The organism is Halomonas aquatica (assembly GCF_040196335.1).
Lineage (GTDB): Bacteria > Pseudomonadota > Gammaproteobacteria > Pseudomonadales > Halomonadaceae > Halomonas > Halomonas aquatica.
In genome coordinates, this window is the sequence record NZ_JBEGCJ010000002.1 from 228,134 (window position 1) to 246,762 (window position 18,629).

General features: G+C 64.7%; 14 protein-coding genes and 2 tRNA genes. 5 read left to right on the forward strand and 11 right to left on the reverse strand.

Going from position 1 to position 18,629, the window contains the following annotated elements:
• From ABE960_RS04220 to gltX, 3 genes are all read right to left on the reverse strand, one after another.
• A tRNA-Glu gene (locus ABE960_RS04220) sits at window positions 1–76 on the reverse strand.
• 24 nt (window positions 77–100) lie between these two features.
• A tRNA-Ala gene (locus ABE960_RS04225) sits at window positions 101–176 on the reverse strand.
• A gap of 57 nt (window positions 177–233) precedes the next feature.
• A complete protein-coding gene (gene gltX, locus ABE960_RS04230; protein ID WP_349760994.1) occupies window positions 234–1,715 on the reverse strand; it encodes a glutamate--tRNA ligase in 1,482 nt (493 codons plus the stop codon).
• Window positions 1,716–1,874: 159 nt separating this feature from the next.
• Here gltX and ABE960_RS04235 point away from each other — a divergent pair, with 159 nt between their 5' ends.
• Together ABE960_RS04235 and ABE960_RS04240 are read left to right on the forward strand one after the other, a co-directional pair.
• Entirely contained in the window at window positions 1,875–2,615 is a 741-nt protein-coding gene (locus tag ABE960_RS04235; RefSeq protein ID WP_349760995.1) for an SDR family NAD(P)-dependent oxidoreductase, read from the forward strand.
• A gap of 134 nt (window positions 2,616–2,749) precedes the next feature.
• Window positions 2,750–3,337: a helix-turn-helix domain-containing protein gene (locus ABE960_RS04240; RefSeq protein ID WP_349760996.1), complete on the forward strand. Its 588-nt coding sequence runs from the start codon at window positions 2,750–2,752 to the stop codon at window positions 3,335–3,337.
• A 4-nt stretch (window positions 3,338–3,341) separates the two neighbouring features.
• Here ABE960_RS04240 and ABE960_RS04245 read toward each other — a convergent pair whose 3' ends face one another.
• A complete protein-coding gene (locus tag ABE960_RS04245) occupies window positions 3,342–3,926 on the reverse strand; it encodes a hypothetical protein (protein ID WP_349760997.1) in 585 nt (194 codons plus the stop codon).
• 91 nt (window positions 3,927–4,017) lie between these two features.
• On the reverse strand, window positions 4,018–4,341 hold the full coding sequence (locus ABE960_RS04250; RefSeq protein WP_349760998.1) for a TraR/DksA family transcriptional regulator: 324 nt from the start codon (window positions 4,339–4,341) through the stop codon (window positions 4,018–4,020).
• Between the two features lie 379 nt (window positions 4,342–4,720).
• On the opposite strand from ABE960_RS04250, the gene ABE960_RS04255 reads away from it, so the two are divergent.
• Window positions 4,721–4,924: a cold-shock protein gene (locus tag ABE960_RS04255; protein WP_071945093.1), complete on the forward strand. Its 204-nt coding sequence runs from the start codon at window positions 4,721–4,723 to the stop codon at window positions 4,922–4,924.
• Between the two features lie 91 nt (window positions 4,925–5,015).
• Here ABE960_RS04255 and ABE960_RS04260 read toward each other — a convergent pair whose 3' ends face one another.
• Entirely contained in the window at window positions 5,016–5,678 is a 663-nt protein-coding gene (locus ABE960_RS04260; protein ID WP_349760999.1) for an SOS response-associated peptidase, read from the reverse strand.
• 183 nt (window positions 5,679–5,861) lie between these two features.
• On the opposite strand from ABE960_RS04260, the gene dusA reads away from it, so the two are divergent.
• Window positions 5,862–6,857, forward strand: a complete 996-nt coding sequence (gene dusA / locus ABE960_RS04265) for a tRNA dihydrouridine(20/20a) synthase DusA (protein ID WP_349761387.1) — start codon at window positions 5,862–5,864, stop codon at window positions 6,855–6,857.
• A gap of 117 nt (window positions 6,858–6,974) precedes the next feature.
• On the opposite strand, the gene ABE960_RS04270 is transcribed toward dusA, so the two are convergent.
• A complete protein-coding gene (locus ABE960_RS04270) occupies window positions 6,975–8,006 on the reverse strand; it encodes a succinylglutamate desuccinylase/aspartoacylase family protein (protein ID WP_349761000.1) in 1,032 nt (343 codons plus the stop codon).
• A 148-nt stretch (window positions 8,007–8,154) separates the two neighbouring features.
• On the opposite strand from ABE960_RS04270, the gene ABE960_RS04275 reads away from it, so the two are divergent.
• Entirely contained in the window at window positions 8,155–8,775 is a 621-nt protein-coding gene (locus tag ABE960_RS04275; protein ID WP_349761001.1) for a TetR family transcriptional regulator, read from the forward strand.
• Between the two features lie 51 nt (window positions 8,776–8,826).
• Here ABE960_RS04275 and ABE960_RS04280 read toward each other — a convergent pair whose 3' ends face one another.
• From ABE960_RS04280 to ABE960_RS04295, 4 genes are all read right to left on the reverse strand, one after another.
• The gene (locus ABE960_RS04280) at window positions 8,827–13,860 is read right to left on the reverse strand and encodes a DUF5801 repeats-in-toxin domain-containing protein (protein ID WP_349761002.1); all 5,034 of its coding nucleotides are present in this window, start codon (window positions 13,858–13,860) and stop codon (window positions 8,827–8,829) included.
• A 744-nt stretch (window positions 13,861–14,604) separates the two neighbouring features.
• Entirely contained in the window at window positions 14,605–15,273 is a 669-nt protein-coding gene (locus ABE960_RS04285; protein ID WP_349761003.1) for a helix-turn-helix transcriptional regulator, read from the reverse strand.
• A 61-nt stretch (window positions 15,274–15,334) separates the two neighbouring features.
• A complete protein-coding gene (locus ABE960_RS04290; RefSeq protein WP_349761004.1) occupies window positions 15,335–16,705 on the reverse strand; it encodes an HlyD family type I secretion periplasmic adaptor subunit in 1,371 nt (456 codons plus the stop codon).
• Window positions 16,689–18,488 carry a type I secretion system permease/ATPase gene (locus tag ABE960_RS04295; protein WP_349761005.1) on the reverse strand — a complete coding sequence of 600 codons (1,800 nt, stop codon included), beginning with the start codon at window positions 18,486–18,488 and terminating at the stop codon, window positions 16,689–16,691. Before ABE960_RS04295 ends, ABE960_RS04290 begins: the two co-directional genes overlap by 17 nt.
• Window positions 18,489–18,629 lie beyond the last annotated feature (141 nt).

Sequence of the window (18,629 nt, forward strand, 5' to 3'; positions counted from 1 at the left end):
TGGCGTCCCATAGGGGGTTCGAACCCCTGTTACCGCCGTGAAAGGGCGGTGTCCTGGACCACTAGACGAATGGGACGCAGCATCTTCGATCGAGACGACTTGGTGGAGCCTAGCGGGATCGAACCGCTGACCTCAACACTGCCAGTGTTGCGCTCTCCCAGCTGAGCTAAGGCCCCAATCTCTCGAAGACGGGGCGTAGGTTACTGATAACTCCCGTCTTCGTCAACAGGGGATCATGCGAGTTCGCGAAATTCCTTCTCGAAGCGCTTGGCCTGTTTCTTGGACACCCCGCCAAGCACCTCGATGGCGTGGCGCAGGCGCGCCCGAGTCATGTCGGACCCGAGGATCGCCATGGCGTCCATCACCGACGTGCTCGACGAGGAGCCGGTAATGGCGATGAACACCGGCGCCAGGAAGGCCTTCATCTTAAGCTCGAAGTGCGCTGCCAGCGCCTTGACCTCGTCGAGCAGCGCCTCCTTGTGCCAGGCCGGCAAGACCTCGAAGCGCCACACCAGGAACTGCAGCAGCTTCAACAGCTCCTCGCGGGAGAGCTTCACCTCATCGAAGCTCCCCTCCTCGATGGCCGGCAGGCCCGAGAAGAAGTGCCCGGCCAGGGGGGCCACCTGGGAAAGGGTCTCTACCCGCGGGCGCACCTGGGGAAGGATCTGGCCCACATACGCTTCGTTGAAGGCCCATGCCATCAGCGCCTTGAGGAAGGCCGCGTCGTCGAGGTCCTCGCGCAGGTAGACCCCGTTCAGCCAGGTCAGCTTCTCGAGGTCGAACACCGGCCCGCCCAGCGAGACTCGCTGGACGTCGAAGTGAGCCATCATCTCGTCGAGGCTGAACTTCTCTCGCTCATCGGGCATCGACCAGCCCATGCGCCCCAGGTAGTTGGTCACCGCCTGAGGCAGGAAACCCATGCGCCGGTAGTAGTTGATGGAGGTCGGATTCTTGCGCTTGGAGAGCTTCGACTTGTCCGGATTGCGCAGCAACGGCATGTGGCAGAGCGCCGGCATCTTCCAGCCGAAGTACTCATAGAGCAACTGGTGCTTGGGCGCAGAGTTGATCCACTCCTCACCCCTCAGCACATGGGTGATGCCCATCAGGTGGTCGTCGACCACGTTGGCCAGGTGATAGGTGGGCATGCCGTCCGACTTGAGCAGCACCTGGGCATCGACCTGCGCCCAGTCCACCTCGATGACGCCACGCAGCATGTCATCGACCACGCAGGTACCAGTGGCGGGGACCGCCATGCGTACCACGTAGGGCCATCCTTCCTTCTCTCGGCGGGCGACCTCCTCGTCCGGCAGGGCCAGGTCGGCGGGCTTCAAGGCCAGATGCATGCCGGCCGCCTTGCGAGCCTCGCGCAGCTCATCGAGCTCCTCGCTGGTGCGGAAGCACTTGAAGGCATGGCCGGCCTTGACCAGCTGCTGGGCGTACTCGCCGTAGATGTCGCCGCGTTCGCTCTGGCGATAGGGGCCATGGGGACCGCCCACATCGGGGCCCTCGTCCCACTCCAGCCCCAGCCAGCGCAGTGAGTCGAGGATCATCTGCTCGGACTCGGCCGTCGACCGCACCCGGTCGGTATCCTCGATGCGCAGGATGAACTGGCCGCCATGCTGGCGGGCGAAGCAGAGGTTGAACAGGGCGATATAGGCGGTGCCCACGTGGGGGTCGCCGGTGGGTGACGGGGCGATACGAGTACGAACGGTCATGTCGTCCTTGGTCCTGTCGATGGAATGGGGCCACCCTGACGTGGCAGGCGAATGCCCGCATTATACGCACCTGGCAAGCACCGGGCAGCCGTGGCCGGGAATCATTCCCCTGCCCTGCGGTCCATGCTGCACCCGAAACCCGGAGAACAAAGGCACGTCATGCTCTCACGACTCCCCGACGACTTCACCGCCGTGGTCACCGGCGCCTCCGGCGGCATCGGCAGTGCCGTGGTGGAGGCCCTGCTCGCAAGCGGCCGCCCCGGCCGGGTGATCGCCGTTAGCCGCAGCGGCCGCTTGCATCCCGACCCCCGCGTCGAATCCCTCACCCTGGACCCGGGCACGCCGGAAGGCGGGGAGGCTCTCGCCCGGGCCATGGATGAAGCGCCCGTGCACCTGCTCTTCAATGCCATCGGCATGCTTCACGACGATGCCCTGGGCATCGGCCCGGAGAAGAAGCTCGATGAGCTCGACGCCGAGGCCATGGCCCGGCTCTACCACGTCAATGCCATCACCCCTGCGCTGCTGCTCAAGGCATTGCAACCGAGCCTCAAGGGCCGCCACCCGGCCATCATTGCCAGCCTCTCGGCGCGGGTCGGCTCCATCGGTGACAACCGACTGGGCGGCTGGTACGCCTACCGAGCCAGCAAGGCCGCTCACAACATGCTGATGAAGACCGCCGCCGTGGAGTTTCGCCGCCTCAATCGCCAGGCCGCCATCGCCTGCCTGCACCCCGGCACCACGGACACAGCCCTCTCGGCGCCCTTCCAGGCGCGGGTTCCCGAGGGCAAGCTGTTCACGCCTGCCTTCGTGGCCGAGCGGCTGCTGGACGTGCTGGAGGCCTGCACCCCCGAGAACAGCGGCATCTTCCTGGACTGGGCCGGCGAGCAGGTGGCGTGGTAAGGCAAACTTTGCTTTATTCAAACAATCCTCACACGCGTCCGGTGAAAGGATGAATTACCGTTGATCCCCGCCGTTGCGCGGTTACCATCGAGCCCCGATGATCGCCTGACTCAAATGCACCACAGGATCAAGCAATGGATACACTCGGCCCTCGTATCAAGGAACTTCGGCTGGAGGCCAAGCTCAACAAGGCGGCCTTGGCCCGCAGGGTCGGTGTATCTGACGTCACCATCTCCTATTGGGAATCGGGTGCCATCAAGCAGATCGGTCACGAGCGCCTGGTCGCGCTGGCTCAGGCGCTGAACTGCCCGCTGTCGCGGCTGCTCGAGGATGAAGGATCACACGCCCCTCCCCTCTACCTGCGCAGCCAACTGCCACTCCCCTGGGAGGACGGCAAGCAGCGGGTCATCGAGCTGCCCGTCGAGATGGTCCCAGGCCAGAACTGGGATGCCGCCTGCCTCCTGGTGACTCCGGCCCCCGGCGAGCAGTTCGACTTCCTCGCCGAGGGGGACCTGGTCGCCATCGCGCCCAGCGACATCTTCCGCCAGCCCGGGCTCTACCTCATCGAGGATGACGGCGTCCTGACCATCCGCCGAGTCTCCCAGGGTGCCACCGGGGAGCTGGTCTTCCAGCGCGAGGGTAGTGAAGAGCTCCTCCCCTACACGCCCGCTTTCCGGCTGATCGGCAAGCTGGTGGGCCACTGGCGCGTCCAGCCGCTCTGAGTCACTACTCCACTTCCATCACCTCGACATGGTCGAGGGTTCGGCGTGTCTCGCTGCCCACAAGGAAACGCTGGCTGCGGCTGGCCACCTGCCCCAGGCCATGGCGCGACTGCTCCACCAGGGGGCCCTGGAGATGCTCGTTCTCCTTGCCCAGCCTGTCACGCACTGAGGCAGGTTGGACGCTTCCCTCCTGCACATCGACCGTGACGAGATAGCCGCCATCGGGCAACCCGCTGCCGGGGCCGAAGGGGCCGGCCACGAAGCCGCCCTGGGCCACCGAAACGCGCTCCCGCCATCGCACCCCGCTGAGCTCTCGCTCCACCAGCACCTGCAACCGCGTGTCATCGGGCAGGTTGGTCTCACCTTCCACCGTCAGGCGCCGGTCCTGCCCCAGCCGCGACGCGACATCGATCGTCACCACCTCGTCGAAGGGGGGCACCTCGGTCGCCTCCTCCGTATCAGGCTCCGGCGACTCCTCCGCCATCTCGGCCACCGGGGTCGGGTCGCTGGCCGGCTCCTCGCTGCCGCCGCAGCCCGCCAGCCACACCAGCACCATGCCCGCCAAGATCACTCGAACCCACGCTGTCATGCATGTCTCCCGCCCTGTCCATGAGAGGCCAGACTATCATTCCCGGTCATGGCGGGTACGCCCATCCCGAGTCGGTTCATACCAGTTTCGTTCAGCCCAGGTCCGCACAGTCGCGGCAGAGCGTGGTGTAGGGCAGCGCCACCAGGCGGCGGCCATCGATGGGCTCGCCGCACCGCTCGCAGTCATCGCCCTCCCCCGCGTCGATCCGCTTCAGCGCATGCATGACCTGGCGCAGCTCGTTCTCCGCCTCCTGTTGCAGGGCCTCGATGACCTCGTCGTTCACTACCTCGATGGACTGGTCCTCCATGTCCTTGTCCAGCGGACCGCCCTTCTGCTCCTTGTGGGCCTTGTAGCGATCGAAACGTTCGATCAGCTCATCGCGCAGCCCTTCCAGTTCCTTCCTCCGATCCACCATGACTCTGCCTCCTGTCATTGCGGACAGCACCGAAAAGGCACTGCCCTGCTTCTAGTAGATAGCACATCGCGCCTTTCCCCACGGTGATGGCGATCAAGCAAAGGGCAGGCCGCGGCCAGGGCCGACCAGGAGCCGCAGCGATGCACGATGTCTCGCGCAGCCGCAGCGCCCTGCCCCGGAAACCCCACAAGGTCTTGACGCCGACCGGTATCCATGACAATATGTGCGTCAGTTGGTTAGCAAGATGCATATTGTCAGTAGTAGTCGAATCCTTTCGGTTGTCTGGTTATATCCCCTTGTTTTACCCACTAGCACTCGGGGCTACACCCGGTAACTTCGTATCCGGCGCATTGCGCCAATGAAAGAAAGGAGTCATTACATGGCTACTGGCACAGTTAAGTGGTTCAACGACGCAAAAGGCTTTGGCTTCATCACCCCGACCGACGGCGGCGATGACCTCTTTGCCCACTTCTCCGAAATCAAGGCTGATGGCTTCAAGTCCCTCCAGGACGGCCAGCAAGTCTCTTTCGACGTGGTTCAGGGCAAGAAAGGCCTGCAGGCTTCCAACATCGAAGCCATCTGATCGTCGATCAGACAGACCCTATCTAGCCGCAAGGCTACGAGCACCAAGGCCCGCTGATGCGGGCCTTGGTGTTTCTGCGTGTCCGGTCGTCCTATTCCGGGGTCGGCTCCAGCAGATCCGCGCCCTCGTTGCCGGCCCGGTTGACCCGCGTGCTCACCGGCCAGTGGGTGAGCCGCCCCGCCGCCAGGTGATGCACCGCCCCGCGAATCGTCTCCCGCTCGGTCAGATGCGGATCGAGCCAGGGTTCCAGGCTCTTCTCGTCCAGCACCAGCGGCATGCGGTCGTGGATCTCGCTCGCCACACCGCGGGCCGGCTCGGTGAGGATCGCGCAGCCCGGCTTCCCATCTGCCCGCTCGCTCCAGATTCCCGCCAGCCAGAGCGGCTCGCGATCCTCCCGACACAGGAAATGCGGCTGCTTCCTGCCGTCCACCGTCAGCCACTCGTACCAGCCGTCGGCCGGCACCAGGCAGCGGTGATGGGCGAAGGCCCCGCGGAAGTAATTCGAGGTGGCCACCTTCTCGACGGTGGCATTGATCGGCTCCGGCGCCTTCTCCCTCGCCCAGTGCGGCCGATAACCCCACCACGCCTCATCCATCACTAGCGGCGCATCATCGCCAGGGTGGCGCACCACCGTGATCCCGGTGCCCGGCGCCACGTTGTAGCGCGGCGCTATTTCCCCGGCCTCCTCAAGCGGCAGGCGCAGGGACTGGGAGAGTTTGGGGTAAGAGCTATAGAGAGCGAAGCGGCCGCACATACATCACCTAACATTGTTATCTACCATCACTGTAGACCTGCAGGCATTCACGAAAAACGGGGCATGCCATCACCACCCGATTGACGCCAGAGGGAGCGCTTGTATGGGGTGATCACGGATTGGGCAGAAAGTGACCAGGGCTGGTAGAATATGCGCCTTCCCGACCGATACCCCGTGATGCCGATGCAACCGCTCGACCGCACCTTTTCAGTGGCCCCGATGATGGACTGGACGACCCGCGACTACCGCGCGTTCGCCCGGACCCTGACCCGCCGCGTGCTGCTCTATACCGAGATGGTGACCACCGGCGCCATCCTGCACGGCAGCCCGCGCAGCCGATTCCTCGGCCATGAGGCGGTCGAGCATCCGCTCGCCCTGCAGCTGGGCGGCAGCGATGCCGGCGAGCTCGCCGAGTGCGCCGCGATCGCCGAGGCCTGGGGCTATGACGAGGTCAACCTCAACGTCGGCTGCCCGAGTGACCGTGTGCAGAACAACCTGATCGGCGCCTGCCTGATGGGCCATCCGGAGAAGGTGGCGGCGGCAGTGCGTGCCATGCGCGAGGCGGTGTCGATCCCGGTCACGGTCAAGTGCCGCATCGGCATCGACGACCAGGACGAGGATGCCGACCTCGAACGCTTCATCGCCACGGTGGCCGACGCCGGCTGCGACACCTTCATCGTGCACGCCCGCAAGGCATGGCTCGAGGGGCTCTCCCCCAAGGAGAACCGCGACGTGCCGCCGCTCAACTACCCGCGTGTGCATCGCCTCAAGGCGGGCCACCCCGAGCTTCACATCGGCATCAACGGCGGCATCAAGACCCTCGACGAGTGCCGTGAGCAGCTCGAGCGTGTCGACAGCGTGATGGTCGGCCGCGAGGCCTACCAGAACCCCTGGCTCCTGGCTGGCGTGGATGCCGCGCTCTATGGCGAGCCGGGCCCGGCCGAGAGCCGGCATGCGGCGGCCCGCGCCCTGCGCCCCTACATCGCCCGTCGCCTCGACGAGGGCGCGAAGCTCAACCACCTCACACGCCACCTGCTGGGCCTCTTCCAGGGCCAGCCGGGCGGTCGCAAGTTCCGCCGCCACCTCTCCGAGAACGCCCACCTCGAGGGCGCCGGCCTGCAGGTCTTCGACGACGCCCTGGGCCTGGTGGCCGAACGCGAGCCCGCCGCCGTGGCCTAGCCTTGGCATGGAGTGTCCTGCGGCATGCCCCTGCCCGCGCGAGACACCCTCCAGAACGCGAAACGGCGCCGAGCGAACGGCGCCGTTGTCGTATGGCTCAGGTGTCAGGCGACAGGGTCAGTAGAGCGAGTCGGTGGGCGGCTCGAGGCTGGAGTGGAAGTCCTCGATGGCGCTCTCGGCCTCCTCGATGGCATCGAAGCGGGCGATGTGGAAGAGCGCCTCGCCCTCGTTGGCCAGCGGCAGCCGGCTCATGCCGATAACGATGCCGTCGGCGACGGCACGCACCTCCCCCTCGGCGTTGCCGAAGGGGTCCGCCACCCGCCCCAGCAACTCGCCCTTGGCCACCCGTGCGCCGAGCCGCACCTTGGGCCTCAGGATGCCGTCGATGGGCGCCCGCGCCCAGCTCGACCCGTTGGCGATCTCCGCCGACGGGGCCGGGCGGCGGCGATGCTCGCCGGTCAGCATGCCGAGCCGGCGCATCACCCGCAGCACGCCGCGCACCCCCGGGGTGATCGCCCACTGGTCGAAGCGCAGCGCCTCCCCCGCCTCGTAGGTGAGCACCGGGATGCCACGGTTCTGGGCATAGTGGCGCAGGCTGCCCTCGCGCAGGTCGGCATTGAGGATCACCGGCGCCCCGAAGGCGTTGGCCATGCGCTCGGTCTCGCCGCCGGGGGTGATCTGGGCGCGGATCTGCGGCAGGTTGGTGCGGTGGATCGCCCCGGTGTGCAGGTCGATGATGTGGCTGGCCTGGTCGACGATCTGTTCGCGGAACAGCGCCGCCACCCGCCCCCCCAGGGAGCCCGACTCGCTGCCCGGGAAGCAGCGGTTGAGGTCGCGACGGTCCGGCAGGTAGCGGCTGTGCTGCACGAAGCCGAAGACGTTGACGATGGGCACCCCGATCAGGGTCCCGCGCAGCCCCTGGAGCTGCTTGGAGCGCAGCAGGCGGCGCACGATCTCCACGCCGTTGATCTCGTCGCCGTGGATGCCGCCGCAGACCAGCAGCACCGGACCCGACTGTCGGCCATGCACTACCTCCAGGGGAATATAGAGGGGCGCATGGGTATACAGACGCGCCACGGGCACATCGATCTGGATACGCGAGCCCGGGGCGACGCGGGTACCGGCGAGCTCGAAGTGGGAACGGGCCATGGTGCGATCCTTGCGTCACAAGACGGTGTTTTCCTTGCCTTCCTTATACGCCAATGGCCCGTGGAAGACGAGCCCGCCGCCCCATCGCCCGGACACGTGCACTCGCGTAGAATGGTCCCATCCTGTCATCGCTGGAGAGCCCGTCGTCATGGTCAGACGTACCAAGGCCGACGCCGAAGCCACCCGCGAGGCCCTGCTCGATGCCGCCGAGGAAGTGTTCTTCGAGAGAGGCGTCGCCCGCACCTCGCTTGAGCAGATCGCCCGCCATGCCGGTGTGACCCGCGGCGCCGTCTACTGGCACTTCCACAACAAGGCCGACCTCTTCCGGGCCATGCTCGACCGGGTACGCATGCCGTTCCAGGAGCTGGTCGACGAGACCAATGCCGCCGACGCCTCGCCGCTGGAGGCCATCCGTCTGGGCTGCCAGCAGGGCTTCATGCGCCTGGAGCAGCCGCGCAACAGGCGGGTTCACGCCATCCTGGTGTATCGCTGCGAATTCTTCAGCGACATCGACCCCAACACCATGCTGGACGAGATGGTCATCGACTGCGTCGAGGCCCTGCAGGACTACTTCACCGCGGCCCATGACGCCGGACATCTCAGGGCCGGCATCTCCCCCCTGATCGCCACCCGCCTGCTCCAGGCAATACTCAGCGGCCTGTTCCACGACTGGCTGCGCGACACCGAGGCCTACTCGCTTCGCGAGCACGGCACGACCCTGGTGGACACCCAGCTGGCCCTGCTGGCCCGAGAGGATGCCGCCGTGTAAAAGAAAGCGGCGGCCGGGTGGCCGCCGCCTTGCGGGTTTACACCGCCATCGCTATGCGATGACAATTCCCGGGTCGATCGCTTCACTACCATCGCCGTCGATGAAGAAGGCAAAGGTATCGGCTGCCTCATCGAAGTCGCCGTCCGTCGCCTCGACGGTAACCGTTCCCTCGATGTCCGGGATATCGGCGAACGTGAAGGCATAGATCTCCGGGATACGGAAGCCGTTGTCCGTGGCGTCATGGATGAGAATGAGTTGAGAGATTTCCTCCCCCTCCTCGGCCTCGAACACAACCTCCTGGAGGGCATTGCCCTTCGGCAGTGGGAAGGTAACTTCAGTCACGAAATTACCATCCTTGTCTCTCACAGGATTGCCCGACTCATCATACCCCGCCATCTTGATCGTGAGCATTGAGCCAGGGGACCCCGTCCCCCCATCAACGATGAACCTGACGCCGGCGACTCCGTCGTTAAAGAGAAGCGCCAGTCCCTCGCCTGCATCGAACTGCTGATCCTTCAGCGCGCCCCCCTTGTTGCTGATATTGATGTCGTCTGCGGCTAGCTCCTGAGCGGTGAGAGATGGATCTCTGCTGAGGTCCTTGTCGCCATCCTCGTAGGTCGTCATCAAGTCTGACGTGTCATTCGGATCGGTGAAGAGGAACCCATCCAGCGTCACGATCGGATCACCCTCCGGCAGGTCGATATGCTCCACGGGGCCACCGGGTGTGGTCGTATCCTCGATCAGCGCCAATTCGAGGATCGGCTTATCCTGGAGCACCTGCGCCGTATAGCTGCCGGTGCCCGACCCATCGAGGGTGATCTGGAAGAAGTCGCCGAATTGGCCACCGCCTTCCACAATCAGATCACTGCTCAGGGTCAACACCGTGCCATCGGGAGACAGGCTGCCGGATATAGTCCCAAGGCTCGTCTCGCCCAAGGGAGTGAAGTCGAAGCCGGTGATCACGAAGTCCCTCTCACCATCGGCGCCATAGCTGAGGAACCCCGCGTCGCTATCCGACTCTCCAGCGAAGAACTGCAGAATCTCGGTATCATCGAGTCCTGTGATCGCCGGGCCGTCATCGGTGAACAAGATCTTCTCCGAGATGTCGATGAAGTCGGTCGCGGTGTCGGCCGCGGTCTCGTCGTCGCTGATCGTACCCACGAGCCGGATCGCGTCGGTCACGCCGAGCCCGGTCTTGTCGCCATTGTAGGGCGATGCCGTGTTGATCGTGTAGTGCTCGACCGCGCGGCTCTGGGTCAGCGTGACCGCGCCGGTGCCGCCGTCCACCGCGAGGCGGAACACCTCGTTACCGGTCTCCGCGTCGATGGCGTTGGTGCCTTCGCGCCCGACGATGTCGCCGCTCTCCTCGAACAGGAAGACCGTGTTCCCGGTCGCCGTGTCGACCAGCGTGACCGCCGCGGCGTTGGCGCCCAACTCGAGCGTGTAGGCGATGTCGTCGCCGTCGCCGGCGTCATCCGCCCCGGTCCCGGTCCCGGACGCCTCCACCGTGAACAGGCTGCCCAGCCCTTCGATGTCGGTCGTGGTGCCGCCGGCATTGCCGCCCGGGAGCGCTCCGTCGTCGGTCTGCAGCTCGCCCTCCCCGAGCGCCAGGTCGATCTTCGGCCCGTCGTCGGTGAAGAAGATCTTCTCCGAGATGTCGATGGCGTCGGTGGCGGTGTCGGCGTTGGTCTCGTCATCGCTGATGGTACCACGCAGATACACCGCGTCCGCTCCCCCGAGCCCGGTGATGTCGGTGGCATAGCCCGAGGTGTCGGGGGTGCTGTGCACGACCGCCCGGCTCTGGGTCAGCGTCACCGCGCCGGTGCTGTCGTCCACCGCGAGGCGGATCACCTCCTCACCGGTCGCCGCGTCGGTGGCGTCGGTGCCCTCGCGCCCGACGATGTCGCCGCTCTCGTCGAACAGGAAGACCGTGTTCCCCGTGGCGGTATCGACCAGCCCGGGGCTGGTGTTGGCGCCCAGCTCGAGCGTGTAGACGATGTCGTCGCCGTCGCCGGCGTCATCCGCACCGGTCCCGGTCCCGGCCGCCACCACCGTGAACAGGTCACCCAGGCCCTGGGTATCGCTGTCGGTGCCGGTGCCGTCGCCGGTGTTACCGCCCGCCAGGTCGCCGTCGTCGGTTTGCAGCGTCTCCGTGCCGAGCTCCAGGTCGATCTTCGGCCCGTCGTCGGTGAAGAAGATCTTCTCCGAGATGTCGATGGCGTCGGTAGCGGTGTCGGCGTTGGTCTCGTCATCGCTGATGGTACCACGCAGATACACCGCGTCCGCTCCCCCGAGCCCGGTGATGTCGGTAGCATAGCCCGAGGTGTCGGGGGTGCTGTGCACGACCGCCCGGCTCTGGGTCAGCGTCACCGCGCCGGTGCTGTCGTCCACCGCGAGGCGGATCACCTCCTCACCGGTCGCCGCGTCGGTGGCGTCGGTACCCTCGCGCCCGACGATGTCGCCGCTCTCGTCGAACAGGAAGACCGTGTTCCCCGTGGCGGTATCGACCAGCCCGGGGCTGGTGTTGGCGCCCAGCTCGAGCGTGTAGACGATGTCGTCGCCGTCGCCGGCGTCATCCGCACCGGTCCCGGTCCCGGACGCCTCCACCGTGAACAGGTCACCCAGGCCCTGGGTATCGCTGTCGGTGCCGGTGCCGTCGCCGGTGTTACCGCCCGCCAGGTCGCCGTCGTCGGTCTGCAGCTCGCCCTCCCCGAGCGCCAGGTCGATCTTCGGCCCGTCGTCGGTGAAGAAGATCTTCTCCGAGATGTCGATGGCGTCGGTGGCGGTGTCGGCGTTGGTCTCGTCATCGCTGATGGTACCACGCAGATACACCGCGTCCGCTCCCCCGAGCCCGGTGATGTCGGTGGCATAGCCCGAGGTGTCGGGGGTGCTGTGCACGACCGCCCGGCTCTGGGTCAGCGTCACCGCGCCGGTGCTGTCGTCCACCGCGAGGCGGATCACCTCCTCACCGGTCGCCGCGTCGGTGGCGTCGGTGCCCTCGCGCCCGACGATGTCGCCGCTCTCCTCGAACAGGAAGACCAGGTTCCCCGTGGCGGTATCGACCAGCCCGGGGCTGGTGTTGGCGCCCAGCTCGAGCGTGTAGACGATGTCGTCGCCGTCGCCGGCGTCATCCGCACCGGTCCCGGTCCCGGCCGCCACCACCGTGAACAGGCTGCCCAGCCCTTCGATGTCGGTCGTGGTGCCGCCGGCATTGCCGCCCGGGAGCGCTCCGTCGTCGGTCTGCAGCTCGCCCTCCCCGAGCGCCAGGTCGATCTTCGGCCCGTCGTCGGTGAAGGAGATCTTGCCGGAGATGTCGATGGCGTCGGTGGCGGTGTCGGCCGCGCTCTCGTCATCGCTGATCGTGCCGCGCAGGTACACCGCGTCAGCCCCCCCGAGCCCGGTGGTGTCGGTCGGGTAGTCAGCCGTATCGGCGGTGTCGTGCTCGACCGCGCGGCTCTGGGTCAGCGTCACCGCGCCGGTGCCGCCGTCCACCGCGAGGCGGAACACCTCGTCACCGGTCTCCGCGTCGGTGGCGTTGGTGCCTTCGCGCCCGACGATGTCGCCGCTCTCCTCGAACAGGAAGACCAGGTTCCCCGTGGCGGTATCGACCAGCCCGGGGCTGGTGTTGGCGCCCAGCTCGAGCGTGTAGACGATGTCGTCGCCGTCGCCGGCGTCATCCGCACCGGTCCCGGTCCCGGCCGCCACCACCGTGAACAGGCTGCCCAGCCCTTCGATGTCGGTCGTGGTGCCGCCGGCATTGCCGCCCGGGAGCGCTCCGTCGTCGGTCTGCAGCTCGCCCTCCCCGAGCGCCAGGTCGATCTTCGGCCCGTCATCGTAGAACTCGAGGGTGACGGGATCCGCGTCGGTCTGGACATCGATGTCTTCGATGGCCACGTCGCCGACGTTAAATCTGGCGTTGCCCGTCCCGCCGTTGGCCACAAGGAATCGGTTGTGGTCGAGGGTGGTCTCGAAGGTGATGACATCATTGTTGATGATTCCCGTGATCACCACGGTGTTGCCGTCATACGTGTAATCTACTGGAGTCAATAAAGTGTCATTGACCCAGACCGCGGTAATCGGGATCTCCGTATCATTATCCCCGGGGTCGCCTAGAATGCCGATACCCGGAATAAAATCGCTGCCCAATTCCTTTTCAGTTGAAAGCGCGGTGAGACGCACCGTCGCAGTCGTGTCGCTGGGCCCCACCTTGACGATGGTCACCGAGGCTTGCGTGGCCGTCTGCAGCGTGTCGAACTGGATGTTGTTGGGGTCGCTCGCCTCGGGCCCGCTCAGGTTGGGGACCAGAAAGTCTCCCACCATGCCTTTCACATAGGTGATGGCCAGCCCCTCGCCGGCGTTGATGTTGTTGCTATTGGCGGCCAGCGACGTGGGTTCGCTCCCGGCATGGCTGCTGTTGACTTCCTCGCCCACGGTACGGCCGGTGACCACGATCGAAACCCTATCAGGGTCATCAGGATTACTGGGGTCATAGGGGACAGTGGGGTCGCCGAACGCCATGAAAACGTTGTTCCCCGAGGGGGCGCCGTCGAAGTCGAAATCGACGCTCTGATCCACGCTGACATGGACCCAGAGGCTGTCCAGCGTGAAGACGTCATCGTGGTTCTCCCCGCCCAGACTATGCTCCTTCGGCAGGTAATCCAGGAGATAGACGTCGGCGGATAGACCGTCCGCGGCTTCCACGATCACCGCGATGAAAGCGACATTTTCGCCTGTCTCTGTCGTCCCGATGAGGATATTGTCATCGCCCGGGGCGTAGTTGAGAATGACCGTTTCGTAGCTATTCGATACGGGGTCGAGTGCCTTCATGCCACTGTCGACGTTAACGACGTCGCCTCCAGCCTCGTTCACCGCCCAGCGGAGGGTCGTGACCCCCTGTGGGGTCTCAATCATATTCGCCTTGTAGGCGAGGTTCTCGGGTGTTCCCCAGGTGGTATAGAGGTCGGAAAGAATCGGAATTCCAAGTCCATCGACGACGTCGATCTCGTCCTTCAGCGGCGTGTCCTGCACATCAGGAGTTTCGTCGACCGCGATGGGACTAGTGATATTCACTGTATGATCTGACATGACACACCTCCGCGAATTTCCCGATCCCTGGATGTGAATGCTCCCTGCGAGATTCGATTTTTTTCATTGATCTGACCCACTCCGAGGTCCGGCAACGTCGTAAGGGGGCATCTTCCCCTCTCGAGACGGCCCCTCATTCTTCCCTGACGGCCCTTGCCAGCACGCCGGTAATCGGCTTGACGGCATGGATCGCCCTGGCGCCGCTACTGGATGGGAGTTTCGTCCAATGCCTCCAGAAGGACGCGCAAGGTGTTCGCCAGCAGGGAGCCAAGAAAGCCGAACCCTCAAACAACAATTAGCCAAATAATCGCGATTTTATTGATGAATTACATGAACAAAGGGAATCAATTATCTGCTGTCAGCATCGCTAGAAAAAGCCCATAGAAATCACACGACTTAGCGTGAGATAACCTAATTCCCGACGTATGAGATATTTAATTCAAAGGGGATACATCGTGTCGGATACTCTCGCCATACGCTGGTTTATCCGAGGAGGCCTGAAAAGGCTGATATATTTCACTTTAGAAAGCCCATAGAAATCACACGCCTTAGCGTGAGATAACTTAATTCCCGACGTATGAGATATTTAATTCAAAGGGGATACAACGTGTCGGATACTCTCGCCATACGCTTGTTTATCCGAGGGGGCCTGAAAAGGCTGATATATTTCACTTTCGAAAGCGTGCAGCGCATCGGTCAAAGACGCGAGAGTCATGAAATAGCAGGAGAAAAGGCCGTGCGTTACTAGGATTTGCGGCGTTTTAAGAGGGGGGGAGTACCCAGGTGGAGATGAGCCCAGTGGATCGCCTGACTCCGACTGTGCACATCGATCTTGCGGAAGACATTGTAGAGGTGTGACTTGACGGTATGTTCACTGACGAATAGCAGGTCGGCGATCTCCCTGTTGGAAGCCCCGGACCCGAGCAGGCTGAGTATCTCCAATTCACGCCTGGTAAGCCCGCAGGTGGGACGATAGATATCGATCTGGTGGTGCCGGTAGTTGTCGAGCAGCCGAGCCATCAGTGACCGCGTCATCCAGGGCTGTCTCTTGGTCAGCATGAGCCTCAGCCCCTTGCAGATCAGCGCCAGGCTGTCGCTGCGATAGAAGACACCAAAGAGGTTCAGGCTGGCAAGCAGCTCGACGGCATGGCGCTCGTCACGAAGGTTGAAGGCAGCCAGTGTAATCTCAGACAGATCACCGGCCTGTCGCTGCCATTCGTGCAGGGCTGCATCATCGAGATGATCGACATCCAGCAGAACCAGTAGATGGCAGCCCTCCCTCGGCTTGAGCGTGGCTTGCGGTGAGAGCAGGACCACCTTGCAGTCCAACTGCTGGTGAAGGAAGTCGCCGAATAGCTGGGCCGGAGCGTTCAACTCGGTCACCAGCTGAATCAGGGGGGCATCCCCTACCATGTCTCTCCCCCGACGGGCAGTGCCAGGCAGCTTTGTGATGCAGCGAAAGGTGTCATCATGCTCAGCCCTCCCGAATGGCACGCGCCAGGATGTCCTGGACAGGCTTGGTGATGTAGCTGGCGAAGGTGCGCTCGCCGGTGTGAATCATCACCTCGGCGGGCATGCCGGCCAGCAGTTGCATCTGCTCGTTGACCTTGTCGCGTTCATTGTCGAGCACGCGTAGCCGCACCCGATAGAAGCGGACGCCTGTGGCTTCGTCCAGCTGACTGTCGGCGCTGACGAAGACCACCTCCGCGGCAATGATGTCGGTACTGCGCTGGTTGAAGGCGGTGAAGCGGATCTCCGCCAGCTGGCCGGGGTGCAGGCGGTTGATATCGCGATCCACCACCCGGGCCTCGACCAGGAAACGCCCATCGGCTGGCACGATATCCAGCAGCGGGTCGCCGGGGCGCACCACATCGCCAACCGAGTGCACCCGGCGCTCCACCACGATGCCTGCCACCGGGGCGGTGAGGGTAGTGCGCGCCACCTGATCGGCCAGGGCATTGATGCGTTCCTCGGCCTCGGTGACGCTGACCTGGGCCTGGCGAAGCTCTTCCCCCACATCGCGATAGAATTCCTGCAGGCGGATCTCCCGCTGCATGCGGCTCTCGCTGACCTGGGAGCCGAGGCGGGCGATATCGGAGCGGTAGCTGGCGACCTCGCGGGATAGCGCCAGGAGGTCACGCTCCACCTCGCGCAACCGCTGATTGCTGACCATGCCCTTCTTGAACAGGCCACGCAGGTCATTGGCCTCTACCCGCAGCGAGGCCAGTTCCTGCTCACCGAAGCGAACCATTTCCTCGAGTCCTTGAATCTGCTGATTCAGTTGGATGGCTTGCTCGTCGAGGGCCTCGAGGGTGCCATGCAGCGACTGGCGACGGGCCACGAACAGGGCCTGCTGCACGGCGAGCATCTCGCGGACTCTGGACAGGTCGCTGCCGAGCAGCTCCGCAGGAAAGGCCAGCGCGTCATCGCCGCGCTGCTCGGCAAGCAGGCGCAGCTCGGTGGCCTTGCCCACCAGGTACTGGTTGCGCACGATCTGCAACTGGGCTCGCGCCCGAGTGTCATCGATCACCACCAGCGGCTGCCCCGCCTCGACAAGGTCACCATCCTCGACCAGGATCTCGCGTACCACGCCGCCTTCCAGGTGCTGCACGGAACGGCGGAAAGACTCCACGGTTACATGACCGGGAGCAACCACGGCCACGGCCAGGTTGGCAGTGAAGGCCCAGCCACTGAAACCGCCCAGCGCCAGCAGCAGCACCAGTAGTCCCAGGCGCTGATAGCGGCGGCTGTTGACCGGCACCTGCAGCGCATATTCGCCCTCCAGGATGGCCGGGGGGCCGGGCGCCACCTTCCGATGCTCGTCGAAGTCAAGCAGTCTGTTCATTGTCGTTGTCTCCTGCAGCAGAGGGCTTCGCCGCGCCGGACTGACCGGCGACCACCGCCGTCATCCCTGTTCGCGCCGCCTGCCCGGCACTCTGGGCAACTGCCGCCTTGCCAGCGAGGCTTGCCAGCACCTCCGCAGTCGGGGCGAACAGCTGGATCCGCCCGTCACGCAGCATCAGCAGCTTGTCCATTCCCTTCAACAGGTGGGTACGGTGGCTGATCACGAACAGCGTCACCCCTTCGCGCTTGAGCGTAGCGATCGCCGCGCGCAGGGCATATTCTCCGCGATCATCGAGGCTGGCATTGGGCTCATCGAGCACCACCACCACCGGTCGGCCATAGAGCGCCCGAGCCAGGGCGATACGCTGGCGCTGGCCGCCTGAGAGGCCGGCACCGCCAGGGCCGATCAGTGTGTCGTAGCCCTCGGAAAGCCCCAGCACCATCTCATGCACGCCGGCCTTGCGCGCGGCGCTGACCACCGCCTCGGTCTCCACCTCACCGAAGCGGGCAATATTCTCGGCCACGCTGCCCTCGAACAGCTCGATGTCCTGGGGCAGGTAACCAACGTGGGGGCCGAGCTCTTCGCGATTCCACAACGTGATGTCGGCACCGTCGAGACGCACCGTGCCAACCAGGGGCGGCCAGATACCCAGCAGCACCCGGGCCAGGGTCGACTTGCCCGCGGCGCTAGGGCCGATGATGCCGACATGTTCCCCAGGCGCTACCGCCAGTTCAATGCCGCCCAGGGTGGGCGTGCGGCTGCCGGGGGGCGCCGCGGCCACACCCTCCACCACTATCTCGCCACGCGGGGCCGGCAGCGACATGCGCTCCTGCTCGTCGGGTGTCTTCCTGAGCAAGGTGTCGAGGCGCTCGTAAGCGCCCCGTGCCGAGACGACGCTCTTCCAGGAGCCGATCACGCGGTCGATGGGGGCCAGCGCCCGCCCCATGATGATGGATCCGGCGATCATCATGCCCGGAGTAAGTTCGCCGCGCAGCACCAACCAGGCGCCCAGACCCAGGATCAGCGACTGGGCGAGCAGGCGCAGCACCTTGGAGAGGTTGCCGAGCGTACCGCTGCGGTCATTGGCCTGGGACATGCCGGCCATATAACGGTGATGGCGCTGCGACCAGCGCGCCATGATGCCCGGCAGCATGCCCATGGCATGCAGCACCTCGGCATTGCGCAGGTTGGACACCACCTGTTCGCGGGCCTTGATCTTCTCGCCATGGGCCTGTGCCAGCAGCGGCTGAGTGGCCTTCTCGCTGGCTACCGCCAGCGCCAGCAACACCAGGCCAGAGGCGGTGGCAAACAGCCCCAGCCAGGGGTGGAACAGGAACAGCACCGCCAGGTAGATCGGCACCCAGGGGGTATCGAACAGCGCCACCAGGCCGTTGCCGGAGAGGAACTGACGCAGGTTGGCGAGATCGTCGAGGGGCTGGGCCGAGCCGCTGCCGTCACTGATCAGGCTGCGGTGGAACATCGCACGGTAGAGCCGGCCGTTGAGCAGGGTATCGAGCCGGTTGCCGATGCGCACCAGGATCCGGGAGCGAATCAACTCGAGCAACCCCATGATGGCGAACAGGAACAACACGACCAGGGTCAGCATCAGCAGGGTATCGGGGCTCTGTGTCGAGAGGACCCGATCGTAGACCTGGAGCATGTAGATAGCGGGGACCAGCATCAGCAAGTTGATGAACAGGCTGAAGAAGCCCACTGAAGTGAAGGCTTGACGACAGAGACGAACGGCCCCTTGCAGGTCCGTTTTTTCCCCTTTGACGTTCATTGGAGTTCACCGGGGCGAGCCTAGGCTCGAGTGGCATCAGACCATATGTACCCTAAACCAGACAGCTTGATTTCAAGCTAGACGTATCTCGGCGACTGATCCAGAAACTTTCAGCAACGAGAAGCAACGAGAAGCAACGAG

Excerpts from the sequence above, each read along its gene's own strand:
- ABE960_RS04270 (WP_349761000.1), bottom strand. The coding sequence starts at position 8,006 with ATGGCCCGTTCCCACTTCGAGCTCGCCGGTACCCGCGTCGCCCCGGGC.
- ABE960_RS04240 (WP_349760996.1), top strand. The coding sequence starts at position 2,750 with ATGGATACACTCGGCCCTCGTATCAAGGAACTTCGGCTGGAGGCCAAG.
- ABE960_RS04250 (WP_349760998.1), bottom strand. The coding sequence starts at position 4,341 with ATGGTGGATCGGAGGAAGGAACTGGAAGGGCTGCGCGATGAGCTGATC.
- ABE960_RS04290 (WP_349761004.1), bottom strand. The coding sequence starts at position 16,705 with ATGAACAGACTGCTTGACTTCGACGAGCATCGGAAGGTGGCGCCCGGC.
- ABE960_RS04245 (WP_349760997.1), bottom strand. The coding sequence starts at position 3,926 with ATGACAGCGTGGGTTCGAGTGATCTTGGCGGGCATGGTGCTGGTGTGG.
- ABE960_RS04285 (WP_349761003.1), bottom strand. The coding sequence starts at position 15,273 with ATGGTAGGGGATGCCCCCCTGATTCAGCTGGTGACCGAGTTGAACGCT.
- ABE960_RS04295 (WP_349761005.1), bottom strand. The coding sequence starts at position 18,488 with ATGAACGTCAAAGGGGAAAAAACGGACCTGCAAGGGGCCGTTCGTCTC.
- ABE960_RS04255 (WP_071945093.1), top strand. The coding sequence starts at position 4,721 with ATGGCTACTGGCACAGTTAAGTGGTTCAACGACGCAAAAGGCTTTGGC.
- ABE960_RS04235 (WP_349760995.1), top strand. The coding sequence starts at position 1,875 with ATGCTCTCACGACTCCCCGACGACTTCACCGCCGTGGTCACCGGCGCC.
- dusA (WP_349761387.1), top strand. The coding sequence starts at position 5,862 with ATGCAACCGCTCGACCGCACCTTTTCAGTGGCCCCGATGATGGACTGG.
- ABE960_RS04260 (WP_349760999.1), bottom strand. The coding sequence starts at position 5,678 with ATGTGCGGCCGCTTCGCTCTCTATAGCTCTTACCCCAAACTCTCCCAG.
- gltX (WP_349760994.1), bottom strand. The coding sequence starts at position 1,715 with ATGACCGTTCGTACTCGTATCGCCCCGTCACCCACCGGCGACCCCCAC.
- ABE960_RS04275 (WP_349761001.1), top strand. The coding sequence starts at position 8,155 with ATGGTCAGACGTACCAAGGCCGACGCCGAAGCCACCCGCGAGGCCCTG.
- ABE960_RS04280 (WP_349761002.1), bottom strand. The coding sequence starts at position 13,860 with ATGTCAGATCATACAGTGAATATCACTAGTCCCATCGCGGTCGACGAA.